Origin of the sequence: Wolbachia endosymbiont (group A) of Aleiodes leptofemur, from assembly GCF_964028465.1 — a bacterium.
GTDB lineage: Bacteria > Pseudomonadota > Alphaproteobacteria > Rickettsiales > Anaplasmataceae > Wolbachia > Wolbachia pipientis.
Map to the genome: position 1 here is coordinate 1,260,537 of NZ_OZ034782.1, position 19,738 is coordinate 1,280,274.

17 protein-coding genes and 1 pseudogene are annotated in these 19,738 nt (G+C 35.3%); 4 read left to right on the forward strand and 14 right to left on the reverse strand.

The window, feature by feature from the left end:
• Window positions 1-27 precede the first annotated feature (27 nt).
• On the forward strand, window positions 28-519 hold the full coding sequence (locus ABWU67_RS06730; protein WP_007551030.1) for an SH3 domain-containing protein: 492 nt from the start codon (window positions 28-30) through the stop codon (window positions 517-519).
• Here ABWU67_RS06730 and ABWU67_RS06735 read toward each other — a convergent pair.
• The 7 genes from ABWU67_RS06735 to ABWU67_RS06765 form a co-directional block, all read right to left on the reverse strand.
• Entirely contained in the window at window positions 516-1,001 is a 486-nt protein-coding gene (locus tag ABWU67_RS06735) for a hypothetical protein (RefSeq protein WP_213863282.1), read from the reverse strand. The genes ABWU67_RS06730 and ABWU67_RS06735 overlap by 4 nt on opposite strands.
• A 123-nt stretch (window positions 1,002-1,124) precedes the next feature.
• Window positions 1,125-3,986, reverse strand: coding sequence for a hypothetical protein (locus tag ABWU67_RS06740; RefSeq protein ID WP_353281989.1), 2,862 nt, complete (start codon window positions 3,984-3,986; stop codon window positions 1,125-1,127).
• A complete protein-coding gene (locus ABWU67_RS06745; protein WP_353281990.1) occupies window positions 3,967-6,321 on the reverse strand; it encodes a type VI secretion protein in 2,355 nt (784 codons plus the stop codon). Before ABWU67_RS06745 ends, ABWU67_RS06740 begins: the two co-directional genes overlap by 20 nt.
• A gap of 44 nt (window positions 6,322-6,365) precedes the next feature.
• Window positions 6,366-6,740 carry a hypothetical protein gene (locus ABWU67_RS06750; RefSeq protein WP_022626145.1) on the reverse strand — a complete coding sequence of 125 codons (375 nt, stop codon included), beginning with the start codon at window positions 6,738-6,740 and terminating at the stop codon, window positions 6,366-6,368.
• 94 nt (window positions 6,741-6,834) lie between these two features.
• The gene (locus tag ABWU67_RS06755) at window positions 6,835-8,058 is read right to left on the reverse strand and encodes a hypothetical protein (protein WP_264329821.1); all 1,224 of its coding nucleotides are present in this window, start codon (window positions 8,056-8,058) and stop codon (window positions 6,835-6,837) included.
• A 122-nt stretch (window positions 8,059-8,180) separates the two neighbouring features.
• On the reverse strand, window positions 8,181-9,209 hold the full coding sequence (locus tag ABWU67_RS06760; protein WP_353281991.1) for an NAD(P)H-dependent flavin oxidoreductase: 1,029 nt from the start codon (window positions 9,207-9,209) through the stop codon (window positions 8,181-8,183).
• 5 nt (window positions 9,210-9,214) lie between these two features.
• The gene (locus tag ABWU67_RS06765) at window positions 9,215-9,736 is read right to left on the reverse strand and encodes a cytochrome b (protein ID WP_010082022.1); all 522 of its coding nucleotides are present in this window, start codon (window positions 9,734-9,736) and stop codon (window positions 9,215-9,217) included.
• Window positions 9,737-10,574: 838 nt separating this feature from the next.
• Here ABWU67_RS06765 and ABWU67_RS06770 point away from each other — a divergent pair.
• Window positions 10,575-11,771 carry a phosphoglycerate kinase gene (locus ABWU67_RS06770; RefSeq protein ID WP_174515946.1) on the forward strand — a complete coding sequence of 399 codons (1,197 nt, stop codon included), beginning with the start codon at window positions 10,575-10,577 and terminating at the stop codon, window positions 11,769-11,771.
• Window positions 11,772-11,820: 49 nt separating this feature from the next.
• Window positions 11,821-12,108 carry a hypothetical protein gene (locus tag ABWU67_RS06775; RefSeq protein ID WP_012673373.1) on the forward strand — a complete coding sequence of 96 codons (288 nt, stop codon included), beginning with the start codon at window positions 11,821-11,823 and terminating at the stop codon, window positions 12,106-12,108.
• 418 nt (window positions 12,109-12,526) lie between these two features.
• On the opposite strand, the gene ABWU67_RS06785 is transcribed toward ABWU67_RS06775, so the two are convergent.
• A protein-coding gene (locus ABWU67_RS06785; RefSeq protein ID WP_353281801.1) for an IS5-like element ISWpi1 family transposase occupies window positions 12,527-13,359 on the reverse strand; the annotation gives its coding sequence in 2 pieces (ribosomal slippage) (window positions 12,527-12,990 and window positions 12,990-13,359; 834 coding nt in all).
• 125 nt (window positions 13,360-13,484) lie between these two features.
• Between ABWU67_RS06785 and ABWU67_RS06790 the strand changes: the two are divergent.
• Window positions 13,485-14,343, forward strand: a pseudogene (locus ABWU67_RS06790) (IS630 family transposase).
• Here the strand turns inward: ABWU67_RS06790 and ABWU67_RS06795 are convergent.
• The 6 genes from ABWU67_RS06795 to tyrS all read right to left on the reverse strand — a co-directional run bounded on the left by ABWU67_RS06795 (window position 14,256) and on the right by tyrS (window position 19,738).
• On the reverse strand, window positions 14,256-14,651 hold the full coding sequence (locus ABWU67_RS06795; RefSeq protein WP_353281993.1) for a hypothetical protein: 396 nt from the start codon (window positions 14,649-14,651) through the stop codon (window positions 14,256-14,258). The pseudogene ABWU67_RS06790 and the gene ABWU67_RS06795 overlap by 88 nt on opposite strands.
• Before the next feature lie 65 nt (window positions 14,652-14,716).
• Window positions 14,717-15,697: a Holliday junction branch migration DNA helicase RuvB gene (gene ruvB / locus ABWU67_RS06800; RefSeq protein ID WP_010963048.1), complete on the reverse strand. Its 981-nt coding sequence runs from the start codon at window positions 15,695-15,697 to the stop codon at window positions 14,717-14,719.
• Window positions 15,694-16,266, reverse strand: coding sequence for a Holliday junction branch migration protein RuvA (ruvA, locus tag ABWU67_RS06805; RefSeq protein ID WP_209472514.1), 573 nt, complete (start codon window positions 16,264-16,266; stop codon window positions 15,694-15,696). Before ruvA ends, ruvB begins: the two co-directional genes overlap by 4 nt.
• Window positions 16,267-17,148: 882 nt before the next feature.
• Complete coding sequence (locus ABWU67_RS06810) at window positions 17,149-17,556, reverse strand: transposase (RefSeq protein WP_007548764.1); 408 nt, start codon at window positions 17,554-17,556, stop codon at window positions 17,149-17,151.
• Window positions 17,557-17,759: 203 nt separating this feature from the next.
• Window positions 17,760-18,089: a transposase gene (locus ABWU67_RS06815; RefSeq protein ID WP_264329437.1), complete on the reverse strand. Its 330-nt coding sequence runs from the start codon at window positions 18,087-18,089 to the stop codon at window positions 17,760-17,762.
• A gap of 398 nt (window positions 18,090-18,487) precedes the next feature.
• Window positions 18,488-19,738: a tyrosine--tRNA ligase gene (gene tyrS, locus ABWU67_RS06820; RefSeq protein WP_007548582.1), complete on the reverse strand. Its 1,251-nt coding sequence runs from the start codon at window positions 19,736-19,738 to the stop codon at window positions 18,488-18,490.

Below are 19,738 nucleotides of genomic sequence, written 5' to 3' on the forward strand. Positions count from 1 at the left end.
TATCTTATGTCAACCTAATCGTGAATTATGATGAATAAGTCTGTTACACTATCCCTCACGTTATCCCAGTGCGTGACACTGGGATCTTGGTTCAGTACTATTATCCTATTGTTTTTATTATTTAGCCATAGCTTGTTTGCTAATAACTTTGTTTCAACCAAATCAAATAAGATCAACATGAGAACGGGGCCAGGGTTTCACTATCCTGTAAAATGGATATACACTTGCAAAAATCTGCCCCTGAAAGTGATAGAAGAGTTTGAGAGTTGGAAAAAGGTCTGCGATATAGATGAAGACTGCGGATGGATAAAAGGCAATCTTCTTAGTGATAAGCGCTACGCGATTGTAAAAGAAGATACTTATGGATATCAAAAACAGAGTGTAGACAGCAAGATTACTATGAAAATAGACAAGTTTGTTGTGATGAAGATAGAAAAATGCAACGAAGAATGGTGCTTTCTTTCCACCCCAAAACGCAAAGCATGGGTACAAAAAAAACATATATATGGGGTTGATTAGGTTGACAAAAGATCTAAATTAACACTAGTTTCTGGGCCTTCTGTAGCATGCTCTTCAGATGAAGCAGAGGGTTCTTGAGGCTCTGGAGACTGTACAGGGCTATCACAGAAACTCCTTAACATCTCCTCAGCGGATGAATCTAAAATTTGTACAATAGACTTTTCACTCTGCTCTTTTAGCGATTGATCCACTCTAGAAATCAACTCAGAAAACTCGCTACCTGATTTTTCAGCTTCACTTTTTATTTTACTTTCTATGCTTGCAATATTACCTTGGTCAATTTCTTCTTTTGTTATGTTGAATGACTTTGCAACATCTTGATATCCAATCTTGCAATTTCCACAACCAATTATGCAAAAAGTAATAGAATCAGATATTTCGCTTGCAGCCCAATTATGTATAGTGTAAGCCAAATAATTGTCATGGTATTTAATGCTAAATTGTTGTTCTATTAACTCAGAAATTTTATTCTTTAGAGACATAAAGCACCCTCCTCTTACATTCGTTATACCTTTTTGTTAAGATACAGCAATTACACCATTTACTACATGCTTTACTTTAATTAATTATTAAAACAAGAGCATCATTTCCAGAGCTATATCTTTTTACCTTGATAATTCTTTTTTGACTTCCTCTTTAATTATCCCACTTATATTCACGTTAAGATCCCCTACCCAAAAATCAGTCATAGTTTCAAGATCGTATAGATCCTCTATTACTTTTTTAATAGCAGCATTTATTTCTTCTTCGTCAAATTCCTTTATAATAGGTCTAATCTTCACATACCCTGGAGAGCCTTTACCATAAATTCCTTTGCTTTTATTAATGCAGCCACCTGCACCAGATCTACTGCTTCTCAAACCACTTCCACACTCTACTGTTTCATACTTGATTTCACCATTTTCTATACATGCTATTTGATTGTCTTGTGTAGACTTCAGTTTATCTGCCTTTACAATTTTCTCCTCTAGCTTTAAATCTTGCTTATGAATTACTGTTTCCTCATAACCCTTACCACCGTATGTTCTATACTCACCTCCACCTGCAACAGTAATCAGTTGCTGGCAATGTTGCTTCTGCGAATTGCACATTTCTATGAAAACAGGTCCCCCGTACTTATCTGAGAAGTTACTTTCCTGGTTACCCCCTCCCTCTGTGACTTGCACCTTAATTATAGGATAATTAGGATCGATTTTCAGTTTAGCTTTAATATAATCTCCTGGCATCCCTACTCTGCTTTCAGTAGAATGGCATTTTTGATTGTCACAGCCACTACCTTGTATATGACCTGCTTCACCACTTCCCCACGCTTCTATTTTAATACGATCAAATTTTATTGATAAGTCATCTGTATAAACATCTTTATTTTTATGATCATAGGATTTTTCATTATTTTTTTCAAGATCTGGTTTCTTATTTTTCAGATGTTCCTTGATTATCTCTTTTAATTTTTCTTTTAATTTCTTTTTGAGACCTTCTAAATCGAACCTACACAATTTATCAGCGTAAAAAACCTCTGTTCTGTTTGCTTTAATCAGTTGATCTTTTAATTGTGTACACTTTCGTACTTCATTTTTTTCATCTCTTAATACTTTACCATCCTTATCTTTACAATCCACTTCCTCATACCTTAAGTAGAATGGCTTATCATCTTCATTTTTATTCAAATATTGTTTTGAACGGCTACACTTTCCATCAAAGCAGATGCAACCATCATCACCTTGCTCACATCCTTCTTTATGCTCTACATCCGTCAATTTGTATACTACTTTCAGTCCTTCACCAGATTTTAATTTTTCGTCTATTTTGCTATCTTTCTTCACACAATAACTGCATTCTTCCTTCTTCTGCTCATTTTCATCAGGGAAGAAAACATACTCTTGCTTATTAAATATTATTTTATCCAACCTCTCTTGAGTTTCTTTCAAAGGATAAACTATTTCCTTGCTTGGAAGATAATAGAACTGATTTGATTCCTTGGAGTAAACAGCATTGTATTTAGTATATCTTGTTCCCATTAATTTTAGTGGTATTATTTTATTTTCTCTTTTAAGAACAAACTCCTCTGGTTCTGGCTGCCATCCAGAAAGACAAAGCATTTTACTGTTAGAATTTCCTTTATACTTTACTTCTATTTCCGGCTGCCCAGAGTTATTAAATTCACATTGAATAGATTTGTCTTTTAACTTTTTCTCAAAATCATTAAAATTATAAAAACTTCCGCCTTTAGAACATTTAATTTGCACATCAGGAACATAGCCATATTCTTTCAGAACTTTAAATTGTTGCGGATTACTTTCTAATATACCTTCTATAATATTATCAATATTACTATCAGTTGTTTTTGCTACTATTGCTGGTTTTACTACTTTTAAAGATAGGGGGCCAATGTTTATAGGATGGTTGAGGTCAGTATTAACATTAAAAGTACAGGAACCATTACTATAGGTTCCATGTGCTTTAGCACAAGTGCTCTCACTCATCTTCATTTCTACTTTCAATGTATTTGCATTTACTATCTCCACTATCTCAGGTTCTGGAGCAGGTGGTGCAGGAAAACAGCGGATGAACTGTGGATTGTTTTCATCTATACTTTGAGTTCCAAGGTATTCAGCGCAGAGCTTATCTTTTTCTCTATAAGTTTTGAAGTAGTACGTGATGCCATCTTTGTCTAAAATAGAGCGCCACTCAGCTTTATTTTCTCCATACCCTTTAGGGAAATCTAATTTTTCTCCAATCTCTCCGTCTCTTCCTTTCAGATCACCAATGATTACCTTAACCTTAGGATTAAAGTAATCATTGTCTTTATCTGTTATAGGAACAATTCTAACTTGTGGAAGCGACATTGCAAGTTGTTCACAAAATGGAGGGGGGCCAGGTGCAAGTGGAACAGGAGCACATTTTACTGCCGTTTGGTAGCAGGTATCACAGACTTTTTCCATCTCCCCAGGACGGAAAATATTCTCACCCGAAAATACTCTAGAACCCCATGAAGAAATTCCTGACATACAAGCCCCTTTTTGACTGCAAGCACATATTTTAGGAGAGTTAGCGAATCTTCTTTTTTCCTCATCAGTAACACCGTCTGCCCATTCCCATTTAAGACCCCGAGCAATTTCTCCTCCAGCTTTTGTTTTATCTCCTTCCCAGTCGATAAAAGCTGCAGCAGAAACTCCAGCTCCTGTACCTTGCGTTCCATATATCTGGCGGCAGGATTCCCCACTTTGTAAGTCATAACAATAACTTTGTCCATCATAAGCACATACTCTAATTTTGGGATTAAAGTAACCATCAACTCCTTGATCTTTTATTGCTTGCACCTTAATTTCCTTTACCCAATCTCCACCAACTATTGCTTCCCACCAAGTATTACTTTCTACAAATGTTGGACAATCAGCATATCCTTGATACGAAAGACCAAGTATCAAAAAAAATATCAATAAGAAATTAAGCCTTACACTTCTCATAAAATACCGGTAACCACTCATTAACTTCTTCTCCTTTTTCTTTTATTGCCTCATACATATACTTTATAGTCTCTTTGTTAGCTGAAAGTACATGTATTTCTTGCATATCCTTCAAATCCAGATTTAAGGTTACTAATCCTTTGTACTGTTTTATCAAAAATAAACCTTCCTGTGTTGGCGTCTGCAGAATTATATTCAGCTCCTCTTTCGATAGAGAAAATGCCTTCATGTATAATCTATTTGCATTGACGTTCGGCATCAAGATTCTTGTATCAACATGTTTATCTAAATATTGAGTAAATTTGCTAGCAAATGCGAGATTTAAATTCTCAGTACTTAGGATTACTACAACATTTAGTTCCGTCATTCTTTGCATCCAGTTATCAAACTCTTTCTCTGTAGGAAAAATATTACTTATCTCCCATGCTTCATCCAAAACAAGTATTGCAGGCGAGCCATCACATTTTGCCTCAAAAGAATATAAAAAATAGTAAAGTATCACGGACATACATTCCTTTTGTTTTGTAAGGTTTGCGGTGTTGAGAGATATAATTTTTGTTTCCCAGTCAATATCTGATTCATCACCATCTTGAAATAAGTAAGCAAAGTCACCATCGTCACACCATCTACTTATCTTACCCCCAAGGAGCAAGAGCACCTCAGAAATTTGTGAAATAGAACGTGATTCCTTGGGTATAGCAAATATAGAATCCACAATTTTTCTTATCTTTTCTTCTACGTCCACCAAGCTCGTATCGGCTACCATTCTTCTGATCAGTTCAACCAACATATTGCGATTGGAAGCACTATCTTCAATGTTTAGTGGATTAAATTTTAGGCTTTTGTCCTTATATTTTGGATCGATTATGTAATATTTACCACTCACTGCTTTAGTAAAAATTATTGATTTTCCAGTGTTATCCAATATGACAATTCTTGGGTTAAACTTTCTTGATTCTGATAATAGAAAATTAATGAGTGAAGTTCTGCCTGAATTTGGAGCTCCGAGTATCGTAGTATGGCCATTATTTCTTTTTCCATGAAAATTAAAGAAGTAAGGATTTCCTTTTTTTGAGAAAAAAATCATTACCGCTTCTTTCCACCTTCTTCCTTTTAATGTACCTGACGTAAAATCGTGCAGCATAGCAAAGCTGCAAGCGTATTTTGTTAAGATATTTTTCGGTTGCGTAATAAAAGCAAAATTGCCTGGAAGTTGTGCCCAAAAATGACTTTCCATATGTAAATCAGTTCTAAACATCATGAAGCCAACTAATGACATTATAGAAGATAAATCACTAATACTTTCAGCTAACTTATTCCTATCATCTGCAAATATTGTAAAAATAATTTTCTGTTGGCAGAAGTCTATACTAGAGGTCTTTTCAAGCTCTATTATTTCTTCAATTCCTGAGCTTTTAAGTAAGGTATTATCCTCACTAATTTGCAGCATGTTGATTTGTTTTTTAAATTCTTTTATTGCTTTGTTATTACTAGTAAATATCATTATTTCTGTAATGATAAATTCAGATTCAAGCTGCAAGCATCTATCTATATTACCTAAAGAGATTTCCCGGTATTCTTTTATGCTGAAAACAGAGCCAAATTTCTGTTGATTTTCAAATATTGTTTGAAACGTATTGAAACCAAAAGCTATTTTAAAATTTCTAATATATTGCGACAGGTCCCTTTCATGTATTGGATAATCTTTGTGCGTTAATGTAACAATATAGTGGAGAAATTCTATCATTTCAGAATATATTTTACCTTCACTAAACCTTAGACTCAGTTTTTTAGCTCCAAAAGGTCCTAAATCATCTTGAATTACGTCAGTTATCTTTTGCAACTCCTGATGGCTTTCTTGTAAAGACAACTTATGCTTATTCTTTATTCTATTGAAAAAAAACGAATTATTAGTATGCTTGCCAAAATCGCTAAACAATATTACAATGTATAGTTCATTTATATACTGTAATTTACTATCAGTTAGTTTATTAAACCACGTTGAATGTAGGTTGTCAGAGAAGTCTTCAGTTTTATTCCATTTCAAGCTCAGTTTATTGCGCTTTCTAACGGTATGAATCCAAACGGTAAAACACAGGCTATTAATATTTTTTGATATGCTTTTTCTAATTTCAGTTCTGAGGTCGCTGTAGTTATCAACAGAAGAATAATCTTCTAACTTGATTATTTTTAACAATTCTCCCTGTTTTGTTAGTATGGTTTCTTCATCGTAATGACAAGCATAAGGAACAAAATCTAAATCAATGCTTTCTAGTAATGCTAAGTTGTTCTTTTTTTTAAGCTTAGAGTTAACTGTTGGTACTTTTAACTGCATATGCGTATTCAATAAAGATAATTAAAAAAGATAAAAATACTATCTTAATTTTTATCTTTTTTTTCGCTATCGGATTGTAATTTTATATCTTTTGCAAAGTTAAATTTTTCTTTTAAGTAGTCTGTTGCCTTTTCTGTACTACCGAACATCAGGACCAGTACACCAAACATTATCATAAAAAAGATTAGACCTCTGAACACTACTGCAAGTATCACTGCAGCTATACACAACCCTATGATTGTTGAAGGACTCATATTTTCTACAGTATCTTTAACTGAAAATGAAGAAATAAAATTTTTTACCGTTTCTTGTATACCCTTTAATTCATCACTCGCCGAACTTGCTTCGCTAGAATATGATGCAAAAATGAAACTTAATAAGGCTATAAAAACCAAAACTTTATTCAATTGAATGCGCATCAACTAAACACCTTTTAAACATCCCTCAAATATAACAACTTTTATATCAATAGGCAAGAACTGAATTCACTTATCCACTACAAGTAACACATATTTAATTTTTACCGCTGCGAACATGCTGTAAGCTCTTATCATCAACAAGAGGACTCACATTAATGGATGTTAATTTACTTGATAGGAAGTTTGAATGCAATTCAGCTACTGCTGCTATAGCAAGCACTGCAACCATAGCAAGTAGTCCTGCTCCTATCAATCCTGATGTCATTGCTCCTGCAACAATGCACCCTATTGTGGAGAGAGCACAACCTGCTACAAGTGCAACGTGAAGATTTCTGTTATTGGGTTGGTTTTTAAGTAGGATATCTTTCTTAACTTGATCTGGATTTGCTTGACCATCTGAGTTTTCATTTTCTTGCATTTTTGGCTCTTTTTTTACAGTCTGCTCTGGCTGCACTTGAGTCTCGTTTTCTTTTGGGGATTCCAAATTTGATTCTAATAACTCAGTTTTTTCTCCACCCTCTGGTTGTAAGCCATTATCTCCTTCAACAGAGCTCAATGTTGAGTTTAAACTTTCCTCAGATGAAGTGCTTGTTACTAAAGTTAAACTGCTCCTTCTGCTACTTACTGGTGATTTCAAACTTTCTTTACTCGTTCTAGGTGAGTCTATTCCACTATCTGAGTCATTGCCACTACTGAGTTTAGAAGTTTTCTTCTCCTCTATTTCTTTCACAACCTTGCTATATTTTTCAAACACTTCCTCTGCAACATCTGAATTACTAAGTATTTTATTATCACCACTTTTTTTCTCAGCTACATTCAAGGGTGTTTCTTGTGTGTTGTTTTGCTCTTCAATATGTTTTAGCTGCATTTGATCTTCAATATTTTCTTCAACAGCATTTGGTATTGAGCTTACACTGCTGCTCCTGTTAGTAATATCCAAAATTGTTTTTACTATTTTTCCTCTTATTGTTTGTGGTCTTTGTGATTGTTCTCTTTCATTGTTAAATACTGTAGGTACAGCTAGTTCTTCTGATTTTATTACTTCATCTTTCAATGCAGGAAGAAAGTTTTCGATATAATACTTATAATGTTTTTGATATTCCTCTTGTTTTTCTGGTGATTTTTCTAATTGTTCTCTCAGCGATTTTTCTAATTCAGTTAATACCTCAGGACTAGCTCCTTCCTTGAACAACTCTATGCATTTTTTGATAGTTCCATCTCCCTTTTGTGGGCTTCCATATTTATGATTTTCTTTTGTTACCTTTTTGTATATAGTGTCGTGCAATTGTTGGTTAATATCTTTTTTAGAACTTAGCATAGACTCCTCCATACATAACAAAATGTATAGATACCTCTTTAGCGTTAATTTTACATTAAAACTGGGCAATTATGCCATATTATAAATAATTGCGGCAACTTGCTTATTGGAAGGTCGCTTAACTATTTGCTTTCTGGGCTTTCTACTTCTACAGATTTGCTATTAATATGATTCTTTGCTTGTTGAACTAACATATCCACTACTTCTTTTACAGGCTTTTCCTTATCAACCATGCCAACACTTTGGCCAGCCATTAAAGATCCCGTTTCAACATCTCCATCAATTACTGCTCTTCTTAAAGCTCCAGCCCAGAATTTTTCTATTTCAAGCTGCCCATCTTCTTTTGAGATCTGTCCCTTTTGGTATTCATCAATAACTTCTTTTTGACGCTTCATAAAGTCATCGCTTGCTTTGTTGGCTATAGCTCTTACTGGAATTACAGGAAAATCAGCACTTATCTGTACAGAAGGTATTGCATTACGTGCGGCTGATTTAATAAACACTTCCTTAAAATTTTTGTGGGCAATTGACTCATTAGTGCAGACAAATAATGTGCCTATTTGACAGCCACTTGCTCCTATTTCTAAGTAATTAACTATCACTTCGCCTCTACCTATTCCACCTGCAACAAACACTGGTATTTGTTCATTTTTAAAATGAGGCAATATCTCTTGTGCAAGAACAGAAGTGCTCACTGGACCTATATGTCCACCTGCTTCCATTCCTTCTATTATTAACGCATCTACTCCCATTTTCACTAACCTTTTCGCAAGGCTTAATGCTGGTGCAAAGCACATAACTTCAATGCCTGCACCCTTGATTTTTTCTATATTAGGCTTTGTTGGCAGTCCACCGGCAAGCACTATATGGCTCACTTTCGTTTCAATACACACATCTATCAACTCACTCAACTTTGGGTGCATAGTAATTAGGTTTACACCAAATGGCTTGTTAGTTAATTTTTGTGTCTCTATGATTTCTTTTTCCAGTAAGTCTGGGAACATTGCACCACATGCAATCACACCAAAACCACCAGCGTTTGAGATTGCCGAAACCAAATTTCTCTCTGAAACCCAGCTCATAGCACCACCCATTATAGCAAACTCACTGCCAAGAAAATCTGTTCCTTTTTTCCAGAGGCTACTTAACATATAACCTATATCATGCGTTTAAAAATGTTTTGTTTATCTATAAATGTGTGCTTCAAAGCGCCAAGTATATGTAAGATTATAAAGAGTACCATAAAATATGCAAGCATCGAATGTAGCTCGTTAGCCGTGTTAGCTAGATCTTTGTTTTGATTAATCAACAAAGGGATATGAAAAAAATATTTGATCTGTTTGCCAGAAGCAGAAGACATGACATAGCCAGATAGTGGCATTAGCACCATCAAAGAATATAAACCAAAGTGTACTGCTTTACTTATATTGATTACAAACCGAGAAAAATTTGCTGGAAGTGGTGGAACATAAGTAAAGACGCGAAAAAATATGCGTACTATGATTAATCCAAGAATAGTGATACCGCAAGCCTTATGAATAGCGTATATGTTGAACTTAATTTCATTGCTAAGTGGCAGGCTTTTCATATAAAGTCCAGAACAAAGCATACCGATAATAAAAACAGCCATCAACCAATGGATAACCCTTAAACCTAGGCTATATTTATCGTCTTCCATTTTGATTACCCTAAAGTAGCATTTATATAATAGAAAAACTATTTTTCAATCAAAATTATTAAAGCAATTTAGATTTACCGACAATGTAGCTATACAAATTCGACCCAGCCGAGAGTCAAGTAGCAGGCACTGGCATCTAAGTCATAGAAACGGATCAAATGCAAAACTTGCTTGACAAGCCTTACCAGTCCCCTTATCATGAAACTGAAGCTATTTATTTATCTTCTCTGTACAGATTAAATGACAAAAAAACTCAACGTATCTGGCGTCTCATGTTTAATTTTTTGCACTATGTGCACTCTATGTCTTTATCAAATTTCTAGGTTTTTACCTATACAAGCTGAAATACGCTTATAAAGCATTTAAAACATCAAAAAACGCCAACTTAAAAAATGGATAGTGAATAATTAGCTACCCTAGGGTTTCTTTTGCCTTTTTTTCTGTTTAGTAAATTTCTTAAACATTTATGACTAAAGGTTAGTTGCATTAAAAAGCAGCTAAATCGCGGTTATTAAGCGTTTAGAATAAAAAAACGCCATACTTGAAAGTATAATGTAAGTAATTAGCCAACCACGGGGCTTCTTTTGCCTTTTTTTCTGTTTAGTAAATTTCTTAAATATTTATGGCTAAACGACAATCGTCATCCCTGTAAAGGTCAAGTATCCCGCTACGTGTTAGCGGCTAAGAGATACCCGGCGGTATGACGGTTCGTGATGGCATGACGATAAGGTTCCAGTGTCAAGCGTTTGGCGTGCAAATTTCCTTAAACGTTCGTATAACTCAAAACTTTACTTTAGGTCAAACTGCTGTATAGTGGCTTTATAGCTTTAGTTTTACAATGAATATACCCAGTATAGAAAATTGTGATCTTCACAATAAAACCGTCTTACTCAGAGTTGACTTCAATGTTCCTATAAAAGATGGAGAAATTCGTGATGTCACTCGTATTTTGAGAGCATTGCCTACTATTCAGTATTTAGTGAATGCGAGTGCAAAGATTATTATTATATCACATTTCGGACGCCCAAAGGCCAGAGACAATAATCTGTCGCTAAAAAATGTAATTGACACTTTATCGCAGTTACTAAATAAAAAAGTGAAATTTATTGACGATTGCGTTGGTGAAAAAGTACAAAGAGCAGTAAGTGTTATGGATGCAGGAGATATAATATTACTAGAGAATCTAAGATTTTATGAAGGGGAAAAGGAGAATGATGCAAACTTTGCCAGACAATTAGCATCTCTAGTGGATATATATGTAAATGATGCATTTTCTTGCTCTCACAGAGCTCACGCTTCTATTTCACGCATTACAGAATTTTTACCTTCCTATGCAGGATTTTGCTTGCAAGATGAGCTAAAGTATCTTGAAAAAGCTGTATCGTTTAAAGCTAAACCTATTACTGCGATAGTTGGGGGAGCTAAAATATCAACTAAAATAAAAGTGCTTATGAAGCTAACAGAAAAGGTTAATTACCTAGTTCTAGGTGGTGCAATAGCCAATAATTTTTTGTCATTTAGCAAAGTAAATATAGGGAAATCTTTCTTTCAAAATGGTGTTGACGACCTTCTACATAATATTGTTGAAACAGCAAATAAAAACAATTGCAAAATAGTTGTGCCAGAAGACGTTCTGGTTGCAGTAAACTCTGATTACAGCACTAGTATTTCAAGAAGAACTGAGTCCATTTTGGACGGTGATATAATTTTGGATATCGGACCACAAACTTTGAGTACAATAAGCAGTATAATAGCAAGCAGTAAGACTCTGCTGTGGAATGGACCTATTGGTGTTTTTGAACATTCAGCTTTTGCAAGCGGTACAATAGGGGTAATGAAAATCGTAAGTGACTTAACGCACAAAGGAAAGTTAACCAGCATAATAGGGGGAGGCGATAGTCTATCTGCAATAAGCGCTGCAGGCCTTACCGATAAGGATTTTACATATGTTTCCACTGGTGGAGGAGCATTTTTAGATTGGTTAAGTGGCGATGAAATGCCGGGAGTTGCTGCTCTGCAAAAACGATTAGATTAAAACTTTTTTAAATTATTTCTTATAGGCTAGCTTTTTTGTGAACGTGATTATGTCGAAGACAGTTAAACTAATTTTGTGTTTAATAATACCAATAATAGGATTTATTTTTTATATTAAGGATCATTATTTTCACACCGGCTATGTAGAAGAAAATGTTGAAGTCAATTTTGAACCATTTTTCAGTTCACAACCAGCCACCGTTTCAGAATTAACTGACTTCGATAGAGGAGTGTTGAAAGTTTGTGGAGATTGGGGAGCACATCCAGATAAAGAAGATTTCAAAATTTTACTTAGTTGTCCGCAGCATCAAGAAGTAGTGAAAGGAATATATAAGTGATTACGCCAGATGCGGATTTGGAGTTACTTAAAGATGAACTGGCTAACATTTGGTTTACAAATAGTGGAAGTGAAAAAGAAACTATAGGAACAAATGGGTGTCATGCAAGTAGCTGACACTGGCATCCAGTTCTTTCGCGCAGTTCCATCAAAAACGTTGTAAAGCGCTTTCGTGTTTACCAACTTAGTGCCCAATCTGGATCCCAGACTGGGATGACAAGAAAGGAAGCACTGGGATGACACCATCATAAAGTGAACCAGTGTCAGCTACTTGCATGACACCCATTTGTTGTAAACTCACTTTTTCTTGATTTTTTGGTTTATCTTATCTACCTACTTTGCTACTCTGCTGAACGGATACCCTTTCTTAGGTATATTTTCAAACTCACCAATTAGAGGTTGTCCGGAAACTAGTAAATTCAAGCATATTCCCTCTTTAACATAACCCTACTCATAGCTAGGTATATGAAATTCTCAGTGGATGTTGTGAGTAAATCATACTCCTTCGATAGCCTTCTATTCCTATTAACCCAAGCAAAAGTCCTTTCTACAACCCATCTTCTTGGCTGTACTTTAAACCCTTGTTCTCTTGTTGGTAGTAGCTCAGGTGGAGTATCTTTGTGCACCCAAAATCTACATGGAGGCCTTTTAACAATTTCAATATCTATGTCATATTCTTCCTTTATGTGATTCTTTAAATTTCTTCCTTGGTATCCCATTTCAGCCCACATTTTTTTAACTTTAGTATATTTTGTTCTCATATTGTTTAATGCTATTTTAATACCATCTCTATCATTTTCGTTAGCAGCGCCTACGTAACAACCTAGTATAAAACCCTGAGTGTCTGTAATTATATGCCTTTTTCTACCCTTTACTTTTTTACTTCCATCATAGCCTTTGATCCCCCCTTTTCTGTAGTCTTTACAGATTGACTATCTACTATACAGGCACTCGGCTGCTCATTCATTCCTATTTTTCTTCTACTATATTTTGTAATTTCATAATTCATTTTCTCAAAAATTCCCTGCTTCTTCCATTGCCTGAACTGCTCATACACAGTCTTCCATAGCGGAAAATCATTTGGTAAATACCGCCATTGACACCCTGTACGCAATACATAGAAAATTGCTTCTAATATTTCTTTTTTGCTATACTTTGGCGGCCTTCCTCCTTTCTTGTATGATACTCTGAAGTGTTTTTCTATTCTTGCCCATTCCCTTTCGCTTAGATCTGTTGGATACTTTTTTCTCATCTTTACCCCGTACTAAAATTTCAGATATTATAGCCTTTTACTTGTTTCCGGACAACCTCTTATAGCTCTTTCCACAGAAGTCCGGATATGATAAGATTAAGGATAGATGGCGATAAGGAGGTTGGATGCCGGCAGCATATAGTTATGATTTAAGAAAAAAAGCAATGGAAGCACTAGACGAAGGGGAAAGCAGAGAAGCAGTGGCAGCAAGATTTAAAATTGGACGAACTACTTTGTGGGAGTGGAAGCAAAGAAAAAAAGAAACAGGCGACTTTCAGTCAAAAAACTCGGTAATGGAGGTTACAATCAGAAAATTATCGACTGGAATAAGTTTATCGAATTTGCTAAAAAACACGGTAGAAAAACTCTGTCGGAAATGGCTAAACTTTGGGGCAACGTTAGTATCGAAACGATCCACCGAGCTCTCAGAAAAATTGGATTTACGCGCAAAAAAAGACATATGGATACAAGGAAAGGAACGAAGAAAAACGTGCTGAATTCTTAAAAATTATAGCAACAAAAGAACCAGAAAACTTAGTGTATATAGATGAGTCTGGGATTGATAACACGGAGGACTATCCATATGGGTATTGCCAGAAAGGACAGCGATTTTATGCCCTAAAATCTGGAAAAAAAACTCAACGAATCAGCATGGTTGCAGCCTTAAGTAGAAGAAAGATAGTTGCTCCATTAACATTTGAAGGCCACTGTAATATGGATATTTTTAATGGATGGTTTGAGCAATTTTTGGCACCGATCTTAGAACCTGGACAAACTGTCATTCTTGATAATGCTACTTTTCATAAGTCTGATAAGCTTATCAAGCTCGCTAAAGGAGTCGGTGCAGAAATTTTGTATCTGCCGCCTTATTCTCCAGATTTTAACAAAATTGAGCATCATTGGTTTGCTATAAAAAACAGAGCCAGGAAAAACATTCCTCTATTCGAATCCTTTCGTCGTGCTGTTGATTCTGCCTTCCTATGACCTATTCGGACTATTATGAGAAATGCTATATATGTACATATACCATTACTATCCTTATGAATATAAGGTTTTGGTTTCTTTTTATTAGTGGTATTAGTAGAAGTGTTGTTCTGCATTATAAAGAACTCATTCCATTCTTCTGCATTATTAAGAGTGACGTATTTAGGTACATTCTCATCTAGTGTTGATTTAGGTACATTTTTAGTATCCGAAATCGAATTATTATCAGAAGGACTGATATTTAGATTAGAAGAAGTTTCAATTAAAGATACAGTTTCAGTGCTATTAGTTAACATATATGCCTCCATTATTTTTAATATATCAATGTTAGCATATAGATACCACGCCAATTAGTCAATATAAATTATGATGTTTAATGTTGAAAGCTCAAATACTCCTTTGCTTGATCGGTTAGAACGCGCCCTCTTGGTGTGCGCTTTACAAAACTAATTTTGATTAAATAAGGTTCTACTGTTTCTTCAATATTGCCAACATCTTCGGATAGCGCAATAGATATGGTGTCAATTCCAACAGGGCCTGAAGTGTTGAATAAAAATCTTAGATAATTCATATCAAGTTTATTGAGTCCCATTTTATCTACACCCAATTTTAGTAATACAGAATCAGCGACTTCATAAGTAATTTTTTTATCATCTTTCACTTCAACAAAATCCCTTATTCTTCTGAGTAACCTCAAAGCAATTCTTGGAGTGCCGCGTGCACGGCAGGCAATTTCCCGTGCTGCATCCTCTTCAATTTCAGCAGAAAGAACTCTTGCGCCTCTTTTTATAATATTAACCAGCTCCTCAAAGGAATAAAACTCAAGATGCAAAGGAATGCCAAAACGATCTCTGAGTGGCGCAGAAAGTAATCCAAGCCGTGTTGTTGCTCCAATTAGCGTAAATGGTGGTAGATCTATCCTTAAAGTGCGAGTAGATGGACCTTCACCTACTAATATGTCCAGGCAAAAATCTTCCATAGCAGTATATAAAACTTCTTCGATGCTGCGATTTAATCTATGAATTTCGTCGATAAATAGAACATCTTTTGCATTTAAAGTGGTAAGCACTGCGGCCAAATCTCCAGCTTTACTAAGTAAAGGACCAGAAGTTGCGCGAAAGCTAACTCTTAATTCTTTAGAAACAATTTGTGCTAAAGTTGTTTTGCCAAGCCCTGGAGGACCATATAATAAAACGTGATCTAAAGCTTCAGTTCTCGTCTGTGCAGCGTTTATAAACACTTTTAAATTTTGTATTAAGTCTTTTTGCCCGACAAAATCATCAAGTTGTTCAGGCCTGATGTTGATATTGCGCACATCTTCAGTATATTCTTTACCGCACGATATTGATTTCATAGTATTGAAAGCTCCTTAAGCGCCATGCGAATAATATCCTTAGTGTCCAGATTTGGCCTGTATTTTTTTATCGTATCATAAGCTTTCATTTTTTCATACCCAAGATTGATCAATGCTGAAAGGGCATCTTCATTAATTGGATGAAAATTATTGTTATTTATTTCTAGTTTACTCACTTTGCCACTCAATTCAGTGATGATTCGATTTATGAGTTTCAGGCCAAGTCCGCTCATCTTGAGTGCTACTTTATCTTCATTCATAATTGCCAAAAATAGCTGTTCTGGAGTTAATTTGCCCAAAATTGACATTGCAGTTTTATAGCTAACGCCGCTTACTTTAACTAGCAACCTCAAGCACTGCTGTTCTTCTTCGCTTATAAAACCATATAGCTGAGTAGTGTTTTCTCTGTTATTTGCATAGGTTTCGATAAGTAATTTGATTCTACTTCCAATTGCACAAGCACTTAAAGTTTTGGCTGAAAGATACACCATATAGCCAACATCATTCACGTTCAGGATTATGTGATCACTGCGCACTTCATCAACTATTCCGCTTAGATTTCCTATCATTTTTAGCACTGTATAGGGTTCAGTTTAAATACTCCTGGATCTTAGGTCAAGCAAACGAACATTATAACAGGGAAACGTGGCTAAAAAACCACTTGACAAACTCCGCCAGCCCCCTTATCATAAACACTGAAGCTATTTATTTATCTTCTCTGTACAGATTAAATGACAAAAAACTCACGTATCTGGCGTATCATGTTTAATTTTTTGCACTATGTGCACCTTATGTCTTATAAAATTTCTACCTACATAAGCTGAAACGCGCTTGTAAAGCGTTTAAAACATAAAAAACGCCAACTTAAAAAATGGATAGTGAATAATTAGCTACCCTAGGGTTTCTTTTGCCTTTTTTTCTGTTTAGTAAATTTCTTAATGTTTATAATTTAGATTAGTTGCAGCTTAAAAGCAGCTGAGTCGTGGTTATTAAGCGTTTAGAATAAAAAAACGCCATACTTGAAAGTATAATGTAAGTAATTAGCCAACCACGGGGCTTCTTTTGCCTTTTTTTTATTTGGTAAATTTCTTAATGTTTGTAGCTAAACGACAACCGTCATCCCGCTGCTTGTTAGCGGGATCTATGTTAAGGTATGACGGTTAAGTAAGGGATCTATGTTAAGAGATACCGCGAATGAATCGCGGTATGACGGTGTAGATAGTAATTCGTCATCCCGCTACGTGTTAGCGGGATCTCTTGTTAGCGCCGCGGCGGTATGACGGTTCGTGGCAGCGTGACGATAAGCTCGTCATCCCGCTACGTGTTAGCGGGATCTCTTGTTAGCGGCCGAGATACCGCGAATGAATCGCGGTATGACGTAGGACTGCTGTCATCCCAGTGCGTGGGCTTTGTTGCATCGCTCTTCGGATAGTAGGTAACGCACAATAAATTTATGAAGCTATCTCAAATTTAGCCATACCAATATCAGTGAACTTATTGAGCAAATAGCATTTAACAAGTAGTTCCTTCTCTCTATTTGTCTCAGATTTATTCCTAAAACTAAACCCGAATGTTTGTTTCAGTCGCGAGAAAAAACTTTCTATATAAGATCTTTTTCCATAACTCATCTCTTTTTTCCACTTCTTTATACCATCTTCATCATATGACTTTATGAGCTTGACTGCAGAATTTCTCTCAGCCATATAGTCTAACTTTGGATGCTCTGCTGCGTTGTTTTTCGGAGGAATTTTCGTTTTTATACCATATTGATTACACAGCTTATAGAGCTTTTCTCTGTCATATGCCCTATCTGCATATAGTACTTTTATGACATACTGAAAATCGACTTCTTTTAGCAAATCACAAGCTCCATAGTGATCAGCCGTTACTGTATTTTACAGCTATGGCTTTTTTGCTGTTTGTATTCAACATTACATGCAATTTTCTTGTCTGTTCATAGCTGCGATACTTTCTATCTTCGCTATTTTATTTGCTATGACCAGGAGTGTTGTTGTATATACTAATTCCTGTACTGTCTATAGCAATTTCGATATCTTCCATATTATTTTCTGCAATCATTGATCTTAATATTGAGTTTCTTAAACCTTCTTGATGATTGTGAATAGCTGATAACTTGCAAATTTTTCCCAATTTGCTCAAGGTATCCTGCTATAAACCCAACTGTTTGCCTCAGGCCTATTCTAAATAAACAAGTTATTATGTGCACCAAAATTACAATTTTATCGCTATAAATATTGTTGCCACCTGGTATTTTTGGACCATTCTCGTACCACTTTTCTATGGCTTCGTTGATATAATGAAAAATATTTCCTCTTTTTTCTAGAAATTTGTTATATTCGCTATGGTTACTGACCCTCATTTTTTGTGGCATATTTTTTCTTTCAAGGTTAAATGGCTATTTTATAATGAATTTTGTCAGTAGCCACCAGATTTTTTCAGTTGCTATGCAACAAAGCCATCCCAGTGTCAAGCACTGGGATGACAAGAAGAGGGTACTTGGATAAGAGGCATTGCCCTCCTGGTAGGCCCAAATTGCAATGTCCGTACAGTTATGGATTCATTCGCGGTATAGATTCCGCTAATGAGTAGCGGAATGACGAATTTGTTGTTTTTCAAATTGTAGGTAAACCTAAGCCACTTTAGCTATATATAATAGAATTTCGCTTTCTACTATCTTTCCAGTTGTTTTATACATAATTCTCGAATTTTGAAAATTTGCTCCATATCTAATTTCTCACTTGTATAAAATTTGTTTTCTTACTTCGAGACCTAATCTACCACAACTTTTATATGGCGCTTCTTTCCTGCAGATAATTTTATAAATGGCTGATCTTTAAAGCTTTCGAAATTTATTACATGATCAATATTGTTTACAACATTATCATTAATCTTGCATCCGTTGCCCTGTATTAAACGCTTTGCAGCGCCTTTTGAAGGTTCAAAACCGGTGTCATGTAGTAGGTCTACTAAGGATATGCCGCTTGCAACTTGTTCTTTTTTTATGATGTAATCAGGAAGTAGTGAGCTATCTTCATTCTCAAAAGCAGAAATTGCAGCAAATTGTGCAAGTTCCGCTTCTTTGTCACCATGACATATTTTTGTCACTTCTGTTGCCAAGACCTTTTTTGCTTCATTTATTTCTTGATCCTTTAAAGACTCTAATTTTCTAATCTCATCAATTGGCACATCAGTGAGCAATCTTAAAAAACGTCCAACATCTTGATCATCAACGTTGCGAAAATATTGCCAGTAGTCGTAAGGCTTTAGCATATTATCATCAAGCCACACTGCTCCACTTTCAGTTTTGCCCATTTTTTTTCCTTGTGCATTTAATAAAAGAGGCATGGTAAGGCCAAATAGCTCAGGTAAATTCAACTTTTTTCCAAGTTCAATTCCGTTTACTATATTTCCCCACTGGTCTGACCCTCCAATCTGCAGACGACAATCATATTTTTTGTTTAATTCAATAAAGTCGTAAGCTTGCAATAGCATGTAATTAAATTCCAGAAAGCTTAAGGTTTGCTCTCTATCCAGCCTGGTTTTCACACTATCAAAACTTAGCATACGATTTACAGAAAAATAAGCTCCTATATCACGCAAAAAATCTATGTATTTTATGTTATCCAACCAATCTGCGTTATTTACTATCATTGCACCAGTCTTGCTGTCATTAAAAGACACCATTTTCTCTAATATTCTCCTTATACTGGATGTATTTTGATTGATGTTCTCTACAGGCAAGATGCTTCTTGCTTTATCTTTGAAGGATGGGTCACCAATTTTTGTTGTGCCACCTCCAAGTAAGACTATCGGCTTATAACCAAATTTTTGTAGGTGACAGAGCATCATAATCTGAATTAGGTGACCAGCATGAAGACTTGGTGCTGTGCAATCAAACCCAATGTATGCAACTATATAATTGCTCTGCAATAATAATTGATCTAGTCCTTCAATGTTTGTGCATTGGTATAGGTACCCTCTTTCTTGGATGAAATTTAAAAATTCAGATGCGTGTTTCAT

Excerpts from the sequence above, each read along its gene's own strand:
- ABWU67_RS06760 (WP_353281991.1), bottom strand. The coding sequence starts at position 9,209 with ATGTTAAGTAGCCTCTGGAAAAAAGGAACAGATTTTCTTGGCAGTGAG.
- ruvA (WP_209472514.1), bottom strand. The coding sequence starts at position 16,266 with ATGATAGGAAATCTAAGCGGAATAGTTGATGAAGTGCGCAGTGATCAC.
- ABWU67_RS06750 (WP_022626145.1), bottom strand. The coding sequence starts at position 6,740 with ATGCGCATTCAATTGAATAAAGTTTTGGTTTTTATAGCCTTATTAAGT.
- ABWU67_RS06735 (WP_213863282.1), bottom strand. The coding sequence starts at position 1,001 with ATGTCTCTAAAGAATAAAATTTCTGAGTTAATAGAACAACAATTTAGC.
- ABWU67_RS06730 (WP_007551030.1), top strand. The coding sequence starts at position 28 with ATGATGAATAAGTCTGTTACACTATCCCTCACGTTATCCCAGTGCGTG.
- ABWU67_RS06795 (WP_353281993.1), bottom strand. The coding sequence starts at position 14,651 with ATGGAGGCATATATGTTAACTAATAGCACTGAAACTGTATCTTTAATT.
- ABWU67_RS06745 (WP_353281990.1), bottom strand. The coding sequence starts at position 6,321 with ATGCAGTTAAAAGTACCAACAGTTAACTCTAAGCTTAAAAAAAAGAAC.
- ABWU67_RS06740 (WP_353281989.1), bottom strand. The coding sequence starts at position 3,986 with ATGAGAAGTGTAAGGCTTAATTTCTTATTGATATTTTTTTTGATACTT.
- tyrS (WP_007548582.1), bottom strand. The coding sequence starts at position 19,738 with ATGAAACACGCATCTGAATTTTTAAATTTCATCCAAGAAAGAGGGTAC.
- ABWU67_RS06770 (WP_174515946.1), top strand. The coding sequence starts at position 10,575 with ATGAATATACCCAGTATAGAAAATTGTGATCTTCACAATAAAACCGTC.
- ruvB (WP_010963048.1), bottom strand. The coding sequence starts at position 15,697 with ATGAAATCAATATCGTGCGGTAAAGAATATACTGAAGATGTGCGCAAT.
- ABWU67_RS06765 (WP_010082022.1), bottom strand. The coding sequence starts at position 9,736 with ATGGAAGACGATAAATATAGCCTAGGTTTAAGGGTTATCCATTGGTTG.
- ABWU67_RS06755 (WP_264329821.1), bottom strand. The coding sequence starts at position 8,058 with ATGCTAAGTTCTAAAAAAGATATTAACCAACAATTGCACGACACTATA.
- ABWU67_RS06775 (WP_012673373.1), top strand. The coding sequence starts at position 11,821 with ATGTCGAAGACAGTTAAACTAATTTTGTGTTTAATAATACCAATAATA.
- ABWU67_RS06815 (WP_264329437.1), bottom strand. The coding sequence starts at position 18,089 with ATGCCACAAAAAATGAGGGTCAGTAACCATAGCGAATATAACAAATTT.